Below are 13,113 nucleotides of genomic sequence, written 5' to 3'. Positions count from 1 at the left end.
TAATCCTATTGAAAAAAGTGCGATTAATGTTAGTTTAAGGGTTTTCATGTTAGTTTGTTTTATGTTGCTATTAATGGTTTTTTTTGAAATCTAAATTATAGTAAAGTTTAACCTTGAGATGGTACTTTTCTTTTTCCTCTTATCTCGATAAATGCTGTTAAGTCAATATTCGGTTTGGATAGTTCGTGATTTACTGTTTCTTTTACTGGCTCTATTTCGCTAGATGGCAAAACTGCAGTTAATAATCCAATTGAAAAAAGGGCTAATAAGGATGGCTTAAGGAATTTCATAATTATTTATTTTATGTTGCTATTAATTTTTAACTTAATAAATGGCAGTAACTTACCAATTTCTGGCACTATAAAACAAACAATTAGTAAAGCAGACAAACAGTCTACACAATGGATTTCTTAATGAAGCGAATTTTCGCTGAGGGATTCACTAAGAATTTAAACACGAATATAGTGTTAAAGATATTGAAAAAATCAATATTTTCGACAAACAGCTAGTAATCAAGGATTAAAATACAAAAAATACGGTTAAAATGCTACAAAAGCGTCAAGAAGTAACAAAAGCTCTGTAAAACAAAAAAGCATCCCGATTTTCTTTTCCGTAAAACGGAAGAAAAAAGGAAAGCTTCTCATTGGTTAAAGCTATTTAAATAGCTCTCTACCAGTTTGATGGACTACTACACCCATCAAAACAACACAACTAAATTTTTCGCCAAAAAAAGCTTCAAATTTCTTTGAAGCTTTTTAGCAATTTGCGGTCTGGACGGGACTCGAACCCGCGACCTTCGCCGTGACAGGGCGACATTCTAACCAACTGAACTACCAGACCGTTGCGTATTGCGAGTGCAAATATAGCACCCTTTATCAATACTGCAAACTTTTTTTTAGTTTTTTTTCAAAAAAAATTAAATTAATTTCTGACGCCCTAACATATAGCTAGTTAGGATTGCATCAAAATTCTTATTTATATCTGCCTCAACGTACTTAATTCTATTTTGACCACATTTTACTCTTAAATCTTTAAAGTAATCACTTACCAAAGCTTCATAATTGTCTTTTACTTGCTCACTATATAGATTTACATGCTCACCAGTCTCAACATCAACAAAACGTTTAGGCTTATTATCGAAATCGAAAGTAAGTTCCTTACTCTTATCAAACACATGAAAAAGCACTACTTCATGCTTATTATGCTTCAAGTGCCTTAGCGCTTCAAATAACTTATCCTCGTCGGTAGCGGTTTGAAACATATCTGTAAAAACAAAAATTAAAGAGCGCCTGTGTATCTTCTCTGCTATTTGATGTAAGTATTGGTAGGTTTCGGTTTGCTTGTTCTTAGGCTTACTTAAAGCCATTTGGCTAAGCTGAGCTAAAAGCATTTGGTGATGGCGCTCACTGCCTTTCTCACTAGAGTAAAAATCGTAAGCATCACTATAAATACTTAAACCTACAGCATCGCGTTGCTTTTTAAGAATATGCATTAACGAAGCAGATGCTAAAGCAGAAAAGGCAATCTTATTTAAATGATCGATCGAGAAATCCTTCATCTCTGGATAATGCATAGAACTACTATTATCTATAATAATGTGGCAACGCAAGTTTGTTTCATCGTCGTAGCGTTTAGTATACAACTTATCTGTTTTTGCAAAAAGCTTCCAATCTATATGGCGCGTACTCTCTCCAGGATTATAAATTTTATGCTCGGCAAACTCTGCCGAAAAACCATGAAACGGACTCTTATGCATTCCAGAAATAAAACCCTCAACAACTTGTTTTGCCAAGTGCTCAAGATTTTTAAATCCGCCTGCTTTATTTAATTCGTCTTGTAAATTCATCTTTTTCTATAAAAACTAAACCGTTTCACATTTATAATAACAAAAAAAGATAAGAGATAACGCAAAACTTATACGCTACAACCTCTTATCTTTCTCAAATACCTTAGTTTATATTTTTCTTATTCTATAATACCATCTACAATTCCGTACTCTAGAGACTCTTCTGCTCCCATCCAATGGTCTCGGTTAAAATCTTTCATTACTTCTTCAAAAGATTTCCCACAATTATCGGCTAAAATCTTAGCACTTAATTCTTTTGTTTTTACTATCTCTTTAGCAGTAATCTCAATATCACTTGCCTGTCCACGTGCACCACCACTTGGTTGGTGTATCATTACACGCGCATGAGGTTGGATAAAACGTTTTCCTTTAGTACCAACCGATAATAAAATAGATCCCATAGACGCAGCTAAACCAGTGCAAACTGTAGACACATCACTCTTTAGAGATTTAATTGTATCGTACATTGCAAATCCAGACGTTACGTAACCTCCAGGACTATTAATATACAATGTAATGTCTTTAGTCTCTAAACTATCTAAATACATTAATCTATCGATAACGTGCTTTGCACTCTTATCGTCTACCATTCCCCAAAGAAACACTTTTCTTTCGTCTAGTAATTTACTATCTATTGCGTCTTGCGCTTTTGTTATTTTGCTCATTATAATTTACTTTTTTACTAAAATAAAAAAAGGTTTGCTATTACAGCAAACCTTTATCAATTCTTTATGAAATATATTTCTATAATAAAGCGTCGATAGCTTCAGCGTATGCAGTTTTAGGTGCAACACCAACTTGTCTTCCAACAACTTCTCCGTTTTGGAATACTAATACTGTAGGTATGTTTCTTACACCGTATTTAGCTGCAAACTCTTGATTTGCATCTACGTCTAATTTACCAACAACAGCTTTACCTTCGTACTCATCGCTAATTTGATCAATAATTGGTCCAACCATTCTACATGGTCCACACCAAGCTGCCCAAAAGTCAACTACTACAGGCTTATCGCTCTTTAATACTGTTTCTTCAAAATTTGCATCTGTGATTTCTAATGCCATAATATTTATAATTTAATTGTGTATGTATTCACTGTTAATATACAAACTTAGTCAAAAAATACTCCAAAGCTTACAAACTTATTATTTGTTTAACTTATAATAGCATTGATAAGGCTTATTTAAATTTGGGCGCATACCGATAAAAATCGGGACCAGGCTTTCACTATATCTTTTTTGCTTTTAATGGCAAAAAAGGATGCCGCATCAATCCTTTGCGCGAGCATAGTGATGCCTACATGAGATTCCTACGCTTTTTTTTCTATTGAAAAAGCTCTGAATGACAAAATACAAATTTAAGAATTCACCCTATTGTAAGCTGCTTTCAAAACTTTAGAAACTTCTTCATTATGTAGTATCAAACTCATACGTCTCTTATATCCTATTATTTTAATATTATCAACTTCAACATATAAAAACTTATCATTCCTTTCAATCTCAATATTTGTGTATTTTTTTGTCACCCATTCAAAAGCGCTAAACCCTTCACATATAATAATTTGAGGCTCAATAATTTCAATTAACTTATGCCTCCAAATAGCTGACTTTTTATAAATTTCTTGTTCTTTAAAATTTGACAGAAAATTATCCAAATCAGACTTGTTCTTTGTCGAAAAAAAGAAACAATTAGTTTTAACACAAGAATTTAAAGACTTTATATTAGCCATCTTAAAGAGTTCTCTTGTTTGTCTTGCTAATAAATAGTTAAAATGTATGTATTCAAAGTTTTTTAGTGGATTGTAGCGTTTTACATTTTCTTTCTTTTCATTAAAGTATCCTGCTCCAGGATTTATTCCAATAAATAAAATTTCAGGTTGAAAAATTAATGGGCCATATAAAATTTGAATTCCTCTATAATATCTTTTAAAAATTTTATGAAACTCACTTTTATTTTCAATATCATTAACAAACTCTTTTACTTGTTTCGTTAGCAATTCATACTCAGACAACTTCTTAGAATTCATATTAGTTATTTAAGAATTCAACTTATAAAGCACTTGATCTTCTTCCAAAGTATTCAATAACTCTTGAGATACTTTTACTTTCTGTTTTCTACTTGGCATTTCTAATTTAATTTGCTCTCTATTATCATAAATCACAAAATCAAGTAAATGACTTCCTGGATGCATTGAAATTAAATCTTTTAAATTTCTAATCTTATCAGCATCTAATTCTTTAATATTAAGTTGTATTGATAGCTTTCTCACATACTTATCCATTACATCATGAAGTAATTGGAAGCTATTAAATTGCAATCTAGGATCACTCTTTTTACCTGTATCTCTATTTACCCAACCGTCTCGCACAAAACTTTTAACATGTACAAAGGTATTTTGAAGTAAAAAAGGACGATGCTTTAAATAGTCTTCTCCAAAAATCCTAAACTCGTAACTATCTGTATAATCCTCGATAGTAAATAGCGCCCAACCTTTTCCTTGTTTACTTACACGATGTTGTACATCTGTAACCACACCACCAAACGTTATATCCTTATTTACGTGTGCCGCTAAATCGTAGAAGTAGCTAATAGTACCTGTACAGAAGTTTTTCATTTCTGTTCTAAAATCATCCAACGGATGTCCAGAAATATAAACACCAACAACCTCACGTTCTTGTGCTAGCTTCTCCATTGTTCCCCAAGTTTCACATGGCGGAACTAATGGTTCTTCTATTTGAACATCGCTTGCACCACCAAACAAACTTACCTGCGCAGAGTTTTCATTTTCTTGATGCTTAGCGCCATACTTTATTGCCTTCTCTAAAAAAGTTAAATCGCTACCTTCTTTTTGAAAATATTGTGCACGATGAACATCTTCAAAACAATCAAAACCACCAGCCAACGCAAGGTTTTCGAATGCTTTTTTATTTGCTGCTCTTAAATCTATTCGTTTAGAAATATCAAAAATAGATTTATATGGACCACCTTCTTTTCGGTTGTCAACAATTGTCATTACTGCGCCATGACCAACACCTTTTATGGCTCCCATTCCAAAACGAACGGCATTATCTTTATTTACCGAGAACTTATAGTAACTCTCATTTACATCAGGACCAAGCACAGGCAACTTCATACGCTTACACTCTTCCATAAAGAATGTTACCTGTTTAATATCATTCATATTATTAGACAATACGGCAGCCATATATTCGGCTGGGTAATGTGCTTTTAAATATGCTGTTTGGTATGCAATCCAAGCATAACATGTAGAGTGAGACTTGTTAAAGGCATAACTTGCAAAGGCTTCCCAATCCTTCCAAATTTTCTCAAGCTTTTTAGCATCGTGTCCTTTTGCACTTGCTTGCTCGATAAATTTTGGTTTCATTTTATCAAGTACAGCAATCTGCTTTTTACCCATGGCCTTACGCAAAACATCGGCTTCACCTTTGGTAAAATCTGCTAATTTTTGCGATAGTAGCATTACTTGCTCTTGATATACAGTAATTCCATACGTCTCTTTTAAGTACTCTTCCATTGCTGGTAAATCGTACTCAATATCTTCGTCTCCGTGTTTTCTACGAACGAAACTTGGAATATATTCCATTGGTCCCGGACGATACAATGCATTCATGGCAATTAAATCGTCGAAAACGGTAGGCTTCAAATCTTTAAGGTGCTTCTGCATTCCAGGAGATTCATACTGGAATACTCCAACAGTTTCTCCTCTTTGGAACAATGCATAGGTCTCTTCATCATCCAACGGAAAACTATCTGGATCTAATAAAATATCGTGTTTTGCTTTTACAAGTTTTACGGTATCTTTAATTAGAGTCAGTGTTTTTAATCCCAAGAAATCCATCTTTAATAAACCTGCATCTTCTACGACAGAGTTATCAAATTGGGTAACATATAAATCGGAATCTTTTGCCAATGCCACTGGCACGAACTTAGTAATATCATCTGGCGTAATAATTACACCACAGGCATGAATTCCTGTATTTCTAACCGAACCTTCAAGCGATCTTGCAAGGTTTACGGTTTCGGCAGATAAATCGTTTCCTTCAGAAATACCTATAAGCTCGTTTATTTTTTCTAAATCTTCGGCTCTAAATTTACTTCCTAATTCTTTTTCAGATAAACCAAAAATCTTACCCAACTTAGACATCGTTGGAATTAGCTTAGCAATCCTATCAGCATCAAATAATGGTAAATCTAATACACGAGCGGTATCTCGAATAGATGACTTAGCAGCCATTGTACCATAGGTAATAATTTGTGCTACCTGGTTACTTCCGTATTTATCGATTACATAATCCATAACACGCGATCGACCTTCATCATCAAAATCAATATCAATATCGGGCATACTTACACGGTCCGGATTAAGGAAACGCTCGAAAAGCAAGTTATACTTCATTGGATCGATATTGGTAATCCAAAGACAGTATGCAACCACAGAACCTGCTGCCGATCCACGTCCTGGACCTACAGAAACATCCATTTTTCTGGCTTCTCGAATAAAATCTTCCACAATTAAGAAATAACCTGGATATCCTGTTTTTTCAATAACGCTTAGCTCGAAATCTAATCGCTCTACAACCTCTTCAGAAAGCTCTTCGCCATAACGTTTCTTTGCTCCTACATAAGTTAAGTGCCTTAAAAAAGCGTTTTCTCCACGTTTTCCACCATCTGCCGTATCTTCAATATGTACAAATTGCTCTGGAATATCGAAAGCAGGTAATAATACATCCCTGGCTAATTGATAACCTTCAATTTTATCAACTACCTCCTGAATGTTACTAATTGATTCTGGCACATCTTTAAAGATGTTTTTCATCGCTTCACCAGACTTAAAATAGTATTCTTGATTTGGTAAACCATAACGATAACCACGACCACGACCAATTGGTGTTGCCTGCTTTTCTCCTTCTTTTACACACAATAAAATATCGTGAGCATTAGCATCGCTTTGCTTTGCGTAATACGTGTTGTTTGACGCTACAAGCTTTACATCATGCTTTCTAGCCAACTTAATTAATGTCGGGTTTACACGATTTTCATCTTCCTGATCATGGCGCATTAGCTCAACATACAAATCGTCGCCAAAGGCTTCTTTCCACCAAACTAAAGCTTCTTCTGCTTGGTTTTCACCTACATTTAAAACTTTACTGGGCACCTCACCATACAAGTTTCCAGTTAAGCAAATTAAATCTTCTTTATATTCTTCTATTAATTTTTTATCGATTCTTGGTAAATAGTAAAAACCATTTACAAAGGCATGAGAAGATAATTTTGCTAGATTGTGGTACCCGTTTTTGTTTTTTGCAATTAATACAATTTGGTAACCGTTATCTTTTCTACTTTTATCTAAGTGGTTTTCACATACAAAAAACTCACAACCAATAATTGGTTTTATTTTTTTAGCCGATGTAGTTTTCCCTAATAATTCTGCCTCTTTTATTTTTGCCTCAACCGCTTTATTATGCTTATTTGCTGCGTTAACAAAGTGAAAAGCACCCATCATATTTGCATGATCGGTTAAAGCTACTGCTGGCATATTATGCTGTGCAGCAACATTTACCAAGTCCACAACACTCATTGTAGATTGTAATACCGAAAACTGAGAATGATTATGTAAATGCACAAAATCTACAGCCTCTAAATCGGCTATATTTTCTTTTATTTCTTCTGAAGAAATTTCTACAGCTTGAGCTTTTAAAAGCCTTTCATTAATCTTAGCACTTTCCTTTTTAAGATTAATATGCTTTAAACCAATTAATTTTATTGGCTGCGGATTTGCTTCAGAGAAATTCTTGAAGTACTCTTGATCAACATCAAGTTGCTCCTTTGTGTATTGCTGCCTTCTTATTAACTCTAAAAAACAACGTGTTGTTGCCTCAACATCGGCTGTTGCGTTGTGCGCTTCACCAAATGGTTGGTTAAATAAATATTGATGTAATTCTGTTAATGTTGGTAATTTAAACTTACCATATCTACCACCAGGAAGCTCACATAACTTTGCTGTATGCTCTGTACAAGTATCTAAAACTGGTAATTCTTGTAATTGGTTTTCAACATTTCCTCTCACAAATTCGGCTCCCATAATATTGAGATCGAATTTTACATTTTGTCCAACTACAAATTTGGTTTTACCTAATGCAATATTAAACTTCTCTAAGACTTCGCTTAAAGCAACACCTTGCTCTTCAGCCAATCCTGTAGAAATACCATGAATTTTCTCGGCATCATAAGGAATATTGAAACCTTCTGGCTTAACCAAATAATCTTGACTCTCAACACAGTTTCCCATCTCGTCATGCAATTGCCATGCAATCTGTATACACCTAGGCCAATTATCTGTATCTGTAATTGGTGCATCCCAGCGCTTGGGTAAACCTGTTGTTTCTGTATCGAAAATTAAATACATAAATAGCTGTTATTGAGTTGTTTTAATGATAAACCCGTGAGGAAATATTGGCTTATAAAAGTACAAAAAAATATAAGTCTTAAAAGTTAAAATCGAAATTAGTTATAAACGAAAAAAGCAGTCCAAATTGGACTGCTTTTCTTATAATCTAAAATAGTTTGTTTTATGAAACTAATTCTAATTTTGCTTTTTCTGTATTAATAGCAGATTGAATTGCTGTTCTATGTTTTGCAATTAATCCATCTATTGTTGGCGGCAAATTCTTTTCGGTAATTAAATTATTATACTCTTCTAAACTTGCTTCCTCTCCGCGTATTGCTTCCTCTAAAATAGCTTCTTCATTAGAGGTAAAGGTCGATTTTAAGTTCATCCAATTTCTATGTAAAGCACCTTTAAAAGAACCCGAATCTGTTGGAATTTCTCCGTATTGTAATATTTCAGTCCTTAATTCTTTAGCAAACTCACTTCGCTCTGTTGCTCTTCGTTTAAAAAACATCTTTAAATTATTACTCTCTACATTTTTTGTAGCATCTATGTAACCTTTTTCGGCATCATAGTTTTTCTCTAATAATTCATTTAACTTATTTGAAATTTCTTCTGTGTACTTCATAATATCTTTTATCATTTAAATTTCAATACCTTCTTTTAAGATGTGTATTGTTTCGCATCTACAGTTTCAATATAGCAGAAACAAGAGGCGATGTCAAGTGATTTAACAGACTTTATGAGGATTCTAAGCTAGTTTAAGAGTTTTTAACAAAAAAAGCGCAAACTAAAATTTAGTTTGCGCTTTTAAGTATGTTATAAAAGTTATTACAGACAAGTTAGATTATCAATACTTGTTTGTATTGAACCATCAACATCTCCACAAGTTGCTTTTTTATTTATAAGTGCAGTTTTGTAGGCATTACAAACATCTACATAATTTGCATCTCCAGGAGCTACAGCATTATAGTTAATTAAAGTTGCAGACACAACAGAAGACGCTGCTGTACACGGTGCACCAACACCTCCAGAAATAACAGAGCTACCAATTAAAGGTACTTTATGAAAAAATCCTTTATTAACATTTATCGATGTTAATCCTGAACTATTAAATGCATTAAAATAAAATTCACCAGACACATAACCCTCTTCAAGGTTTACATCTTTTAAATCTATCATTCCCGCCGCAGGATACAATTGCACACTAGGATCTGGAAAATTATTTGAAGAATAAAAAACGCCGTCAATATCTTCTAAAGCTCCAGAAGATGTAGTTTCTACTATGTCATGAACACCAATTGAAGGAGAATCCACTTCTAATGTTATTGTTTCAAAATTATCTGAACCTGTAATAGTTAACACTCCTAAAGCATTAATGTTAGCCCTAAAGCTTACAGCTTCCCATAAATTACCATCTTTTTCTCCTTGAAATGATGGTGTTTTAAATTCTAAATCTTCTCCGCAACCGAAAAAGGTAATAGCTACTAGAATTAAAGCAATAATTTTTTTCATAGTTTTTATGTTTCAAGGACTCAAAAATAAAATAAAAAATTACAATGAGATGCAATTACATAAAAAACTTGGTATATAAATAAATATTGTATATTTGCAAACTTATTAATAATAGAGGTCGCGAACCTCACAAATTAATTTTTATGCCTGTAAAAATAAGATTACAAAGACACGGTAAGAAAGGAAAACCTTATTACTGGATCGTAGCAGCAGATGCTCGCGCGAAAAGAGATGGTAAATACCTAGAGAAATTAGGTGCTTACAATCCAAACACTAATCCTGCAACTATCGAATTAGATGTTGACGGAGCAGTAAAATGGTTACAGAATGGTGCACAACCAACTGATACGGCCAAAGCATTACTATCTTACAAAGGAGCTTTATTGAAAAATCACCTTGCTGGTGGTGTTCGTAAAGGCGCTTTAACTGAAGAGCAAGCTGAGAAGAAATTCGCTGCTTGGTTAGAAGAAAAGACTGGTAAAGTAGATGCTAAAAAAGATGGTTTATCGAAAGCGGAAGCTGACGCTAAAGCAAAAGCATTCGCAGCTGAAAAAGCAGCAAACGAAGCAAGAATCGCAGCAGCTGCTCCAGTTGTTGAAGAGGAAGCTCCAGCTGAAGAAGAAGCAGCAAACGAAGAAGAATAGAAAATTAATTTTTTATACTTATTAAACTCCGATAATTTTTATCGGAGTTTTTTTATGTGAAAAAGTATTCTGAAATTGCAGAACATCTCCTTTTAGAAAATTAGGGGTTATAATATTAATGAGATTTCCGCTTTCGCGGAAATGAAAATTTTATTTTTCAATGACTAAAGAAGAGTGTTTCTTTTTAGGTAAAATTGTAAAAAAGTATAGTTTTAAAGGCGAATTGCTAATAAAACTAGATACAGACGAGCCTAATTTATACGATGACCTAGATGCTATATTTATAGATTTACGCGGTAATTTAATTCCGTTTTTTATAGAACGCTCTCAATTACACAAAAGTGAATTGCTTCGTGTAAAATTTGAAGACGTCGATGTTGAAGCAGATGCTGATGCTTTAATGAAATGCGAATGTTATTTACCATTAACTTTTTTACCAGAATTAGAAGAAGGGAAATTTTACTTTCACGAAATAATAGGCTACAAAGTAGAAGACAAAAACTTTGGAGATGTTGGTATTATTAAAGGCGTAAACGATTCTACTTCTCAGTCACTTTTTGAAATAGATAGAGATGGTATTGAAATTTTAATACCTATGAATGATGAGTTTATATCGAAAGTAGATAAAGTGAATAAAATTATTTTTGTTGACACTCCAGAAGGACTTATAGATTTATATTTAGAAGAATAACAAAACATGAGCAAACCTTTTAAATTTAAACAATTCACTGTAAACCAAGAGCAATGCGCTATGAAAATTGGTACAGATGGTGTTTTACTTGGTGCTTGGGCTTCTGTTGAAAAACAACCTTTTGCTACTCTAGATATTGGAGCTGGAACAGGTATTTTATCTTTAATGCTAGCACAACGTTGTGATGCAGAGGTTATAGATGCTCTAGAAATAGATGAACTAGCCTACGAGCAGTGTGTTGAGAATTTTGAAGGCTCATCTTGGAGCGATCGCTTATTTTGTTACCATGCAGATTTAGCAGAATTTACAGAAGAAATTGAAGACCAATACGATCTTATTATTTGCAATCCTCCTTTCTATTCTGAGGACTATAAAACCGAAAGTGAACAAAGAGATTTAGCACGTTTTCAAGACGCTATGCCTTTTGAACATTTGGTGGCTAGTGTTTCGAAATTACTAATAGAAGATGGTACATTTTGTACTATTATTCCGTTTAAGGAAGAAGCTAAATTTATTGCATTAGCATCTGCAGTAAACTTAAAAACAAATAAAATTACTCGTGTTCGGGGCACAAATACTTCTGAAATAAAAAGGTCTTTAATCACGATGTCTTTCCGCGAAAGCGATATTATAATTAACGAATTAGTTATTGAAAATGCGCGACACGACTACACTGAAGACTATATAAATTTGACCAAAGATTTTTATCTTAAAATGTGATATTTATATTGGGCAATGGAAAGGATTTCATTATTTTTGTTAAACTTATAAAATAACGACTTCTATTTTGATGAATTCTCAAAATTAGAAGCCTTAAATAACGAAATTAGAATGAAACCAGATTTATTCGAAGCTCCAGATTATTATAATCTTGACGAACTTTTAACAGAAGAACATAAATTAGTACGTGATGCTGCCAGAGAATGGGTAAAACGTGATGTCTCACCTATTATTGAAGAAGCTGCTCAAAAAGCAGAATTTCCTAAATCTATTATTAGCGGACTTGCTGAAATTGGTGCTTTTGGACCATACATTCCTGAAGAATATGGTGGTGCAGGATTAGACCAAATTTCTTATGGTTTAATTATGCAAGAGATTGAGCGTGGAGATAGTGGTGTTAGAAGTACTGCCTCTGTACAATCTTCTTTAGTTATGTACCCAATCTGGAAATACGGAAACGAAGAACAACGCAATAAATATTTACCAAAATTAGCTAGTGGAGAATGGATTGGTAGTTTTGGTTTAACAGAACCAGACCACGGATCTAATCCTGCTGGAATGGTAACAAACTTTAAAGATATGGGTGACCACTATCTTTTAAATGGTGCAAAAATGTGGATTTCTAATTCACCATTTTGTAACGTAGCTGTTGTTTGGGCTAAAAATGAAGAAGGAAGAATTCACGGTTTAATAGTAGAGCGTGGTATGGAAGGTTTTACGACTCCAGAAACGCACAACAAATGGTCGCTAAGAGCTAGTGCAACTGGTGAACTTATTTTTGACAATGTAAAAGTTCCTAAAGAAAACTTATTACCAAACAAATCTGGATTAGGAGCGCCATTAGGATGCCTTGACTCTGCTCGTTTTGGTATTGCTTGGGGAGCAATTGGTGCTGCAATGGACTGTTATGATACTGCTTTACGTTATAGTAAAGAACGTATCCAGTTTGGTAAGCCAATTGGACAGTTTCAATTACAACAAAAGAAACTAGCCGAGATGATTACAGAAATTACTAAAGCTCAGCTTTTAGCATGGAGACTTGGTGTTATGCGTGAAAACGGAACAGCAACTTCTGCTCAAATTTCTATGGCTAAACGTAACAATGTTGATATGGCTTTAACTATTGCTCGTGATGCAAGACAAATGTTAGGTGGTATGGGAATTAGTGGTGAATATTCCATTATGAGACATATGATGAATCTTGAAAGCGTTGTTACTTATGAAGGTACACACGATATCCACTTACTTATTACAGGATTAGATGTTACTGGATTAAACGCCTTTAAATAA

General features: G+C 33.7%; 12 protein-coding genes and 1 tRNA gene. 4 read left to right on the top strand and 9 right to left on the bottom strand.

Annotation, left to right across the window (positions count from 1 at the left end; translation table 11 throughout):
* Nucleotides 1-107 precede the first annotated feature (107 nt).
* The 9 genes from Q0935_RS07075 to Q0935_RS07035 all read right to left on the bottom strand — a co-directional run bounded on the left by Q0935_RS07075 (nt 108) and on the right by Q0935_RS07035 (nt 9,768).
* The gene (locus tag Q0935_RS07075; RefSeq protein ID WP_299249778.1) at nt 108-290 is read right to left on the bottom strand and encodes a hypothetical protein; all 183 of its coding nucleotides are present in this window, start codon (nt 288-290) and stop codon (nt 108-110) included.
* Between the two features lie 476 nt (nt 291-766).
* A tRNA-Asp gene (locus Q0935_RS07070) sits at nt 767-840 on the bottom strand.
* 76 nt (nt 841-916) lie between these two features.
* Complete coding sequence (locus Q0935_RS07065; protein WP_299249781.1) at nt 917-1,846, bottom strand: DUF58 domain-containing protein; 930 nt, start codon at nt 1,844-1,846, stop codon at nt 917-919.
* Between the two features lie 119 nt (nt 1,847-1,965).
* Nucleotides 1,966-2,511 (bottom strand): ClpP family protease, encoded by a 546-nt coding sequence (locus tag Q0935_RS07060; protein ID WP_299249784.1) that lies wholly within the window; start codon nt 2,509-2,511, stop codon nt 1,966-1,968.
* A 79-nt stretch (nt 2,512-2,590) separates the two neighbouring features.
* Complete coding sequence (gene trxA, locus Q0935_RS07055; protein ID WP_055434790.1) at nt 2,591-2,908, bottom strand: thioredoxin; 318 nt, start codon at nt 2,906-2,908, stop codon at nt 2,591-2,593.
* A 293-nt stretch (nt 2,909-3,201) separates the two neighbouring features.
* Entirely contained in the window at nt 3,202-3,870 is a 669-nt protein-coding gene (locus Q0935_RS07050; RefSeq protein WP_299383848.1) for a hypothetical protein, read from the bottom strand.
* Between the two features lie 9 nt (nt 3,871-3,879).
* A complete protein-coding gene (dnaE, locus tag Q0935_RS07045) occupies nt 3,880-8,271 on the bottom strand; it encodes a DNA polymerase III subunit alpha (protein WP_299383844.1) in 4,392 nt (1,463 codons plus the stop codon).
* A gap of 163 nt (nt 8,272-8,434) precedes the next feature.
* Entirely contained in the window at nt 8,435-8,881 is a 447-nt protein-coding gene (locus Q0935_RS07040; protein WP_299249792.1) for a PA2169 family four-helix-bundle protein, read from the bottom strand.
* A 203-nt stretch (nt 8,882-9,084) separates the two neighbouring features.
* Nucleotides 9,085-9,768: a DUF6252 family protein gene (locus Q0935_RS07035; protein WP_299249794.1), complete on the bottom strand. Its 684-nt coding sequence runs from the start codon at nt 9,766-9,768 to the stop codon at nt 9,085-9,087.
* Between the two features lie 143 nt (nt 9,769-9,911).
* Between Q0935_RS07035 and Q0935_RS07030 the strand changes: the two genes are divergently transcribed.
* The 4 genes from Q0935_RS07030 (at nt 9,912) to Q0935_RS07015 (ending at nt 13,113) form a co-directional block, all read left to right on the top strand.
* Complete coding sequence (locus Q0935_RS07030) at nt 9,912-10,412, top strand: 30S ribosomal protein S16 (protein ID WP_299383839.1); 501 nt, start codon at nt 9,912-9,914, stop codon at nt 10,410-10,412.
* A gap of 160 nt (nt 10,413-10,572) precedes the next feature.
* Complete coding sequence (gene rimM / locus Q0935_RS07025; RefSeq protein WP_299249798.1) at nt 10,573-11,103, top strand: ribosome maturation factor RimM; 531 nt, start codon at nt 10,573-10,575, stop codon at nt 11,101-11,103.
* Nucleotides 11,104-11,109: 6 nt separating this feature from the next.
* Nucleotides 11,110-11,823, top strand: coding sequence for a methyltransferase (locus tag Q0935_RS07020; protein ID WP_299383836.1), 714 nt, complete (start codon nt 11,110-11,112; stop codon nt 11,821-11,823).
* Nucleotides 11,824-11,934: 111 nt separating this feature from the next.
* Nucleotides 11,935-13,113: an acyl-CoA dehydrogenase family protein gene (locus tag Q0935_RS07015; RefSeq protein WP_299383832.1), complete on the top strand. Its 1,179-nt coding sequence runs from the start codon at nt 11,935-11,937 to the stop codon at nt 13,111-13,113.

Origin of the sequence: uncultured Lacinutrix sp. (assembly GCF_947500605.1) — a bacterium.
GTDB lineage: Bacteria > Bacteroidota > Bacteroidia > Flavobacteriales > Flavobacteriaceae > Lacinutrix.
This window is presented reverse-complemented; position numbering and strand designations above follow the sequence as displayed.

What these genes read in the sequence shown, in the direction of transcription:
- Q0935_RS07075 (WP_299249778.1), bottom strand. Translation starts at nt 290, where the DNA reads ATGAAATTCCTTAAGCCATCCTTATTAGCCCTTTTTTCAATTGGATTA.
- Q0935_RS07065 (WP_299249781.1), bottom strand. Translation starts at nt 1,846, where the DNA reads ATGAATTTACAAGACGAATTAAATAAAGCAGGCGGATTTAAAAATCTT.
- Q0935_RS07060 (WP_299249784.1), bottom strand. Translation starts at nt 2,511, where the DNA reads ATGAGCAAAATAACAAAAGCGCAAGACGCAATAGATAGTAAATTACTA.
- trxA (WP_055434790.1), bottom strand. Translation starts at nt 2,908, where the DNA reads ATGGCATTAGAAATCACAGATGCAAATTTTGAAGAAACAGTATTAAAG.
- Q0935_RS07050 (WP_299383848.1), bottom strand. Translation starts at nt 3,870, where the DNA reads ATGAATTCTAAGAAGTTGTCTGAGTATGAATTGCTAACGAAACAAGTA.
- dnaE (WP_299383844.1), bottom strand. Translation starts at nt 8,271, where the DNA reads ATGTATTTAATTTTCGATACAGAAACAACAGGTTTACCCAAGCGCTGG.
- Q0935_RS07040 (WP_299249792.1), bottom strand. Translation starts at nt 8,881, where the DNA reads ATGAAGTACACAGAAGAAATTTCAAATAAGTTAAATGAATTATTAGAG.
- Q0935_RS07035 (WP_299249794.1), bottom strand. Translation starts at nt 9,768, where the DNA reads ATGAAAAAAATTATTGCTTTAATTCTAGTAGCTATTACCTTTTTCGGT.
- Q0935_RS07030 (WP_299383839.1), top strand. Translation starts at nt 9,912, where the DNA reads ATGCCTGTAAAAATAAGATTACAAAGACACGGTAAGAAAGGAAAACCT.
- rimM (WP_299249798.1), top strand. Translation starts at nt 10,573, where the DNA reads ATGACTAAAGAAGAGTGTTTCTTTTTAGGTAAAATTGTAAAAAAGTAT.
- Q0935_RS07020 (WP_299383836.1), top strand. Translation starts at nt 11,110, where the DNA reads ATGAGCAAACCTTTTAAATTTAAACAATTCACTGTAAACCAAGAGCAA.
- Q0935_RS07015 (WP_299383832.1), top strand. Translation starts at nt 11,935, where the DNA reads ATGAAACCAGATTTATTCGAAGCTCCAGATTATTATAATCTTGACGAA.